Genomic DNA, 602 nt, shown 5'->3' with positions numbered 1-602 from the left:
GAACACGATGTTGTCGCCGGGCCCTGCATGGTTTTACCCGGTCCGTTCGCTGCGTTCGCCGAGCGGCGTCGCGCCGCGTTGGCCGGGCGGACCGATTTTGCCGAGCTGGTCGCCCGGATCCGGTCCGGCCCGCCCGTCGGCTTCTTCCGGATCGGGTGGGTGCGCTCGATGGCGAACCTCAACGAGTTCTTCGTCCATCACGAGGACGTGCGGCGGGCCAACGGGCTGGGGGTTCGCAGCCTTGGACCTTCGATGGATGCTGGGCTGTGGCGAAATGTGCGCCGCGGGGGGCGGTTTTTGAGCCGTCGGCTTCGCGGGTGCGGGCTCGAGGTGGAGTGGGCGGGTGGCGGGGAGCGGATGACGGTTCGACCCGGCTCGCCTTCGGCTTTGCTCAGTGGGCCGCCGGGCGAGTTGCTGCTGTATTTGTTTGGGCGGCAGGGCGCGGCGCAGGTCGAGTTCGGCGGGCCTTTGGAAGCCGTTGCTGCGGTGCGTCGCACGCACTTTGGCATGTGAGTCACATTGGCCACAGGCGTCCCTGGAAGAGGGCGGCGAGTCACATTGGCCACATCCGTCCCTGGAAAAGGCGGCACGCGTTGACTCAC

1 protein-coding gene is annotated in these 602 nt (G+C 67.9%); it reads left to right on the top strand.

The genetic code is table 11. The annotated features are described in order from the left end of the window. On the top strand, positions 1-513 hold a 513-nt coding region (locus N415_RS30220), incomplete at its 5' end, for a TIGR03085 family metal-binding protein (RefSeq protein WP_068189953.1). Positions 514-602 lie beyond the last annotated feature (89 nt).

The sequence above is a fragment of the Mycobacterium sp. UM_CSW genome (assembly GCF_000455205.1).
In the GTDB taxonomy this organism is placed as follows: domain Bacteria; phylum Actinomycetota; class Actinomycetes; order Mycobacteriales; family Mycobacteriaceae; genus Mycobacterium.
Note: the sequence above shows the minus strand (reverse complement) of the source record. Positions and strands in the feature narration are given on the sequence as shown.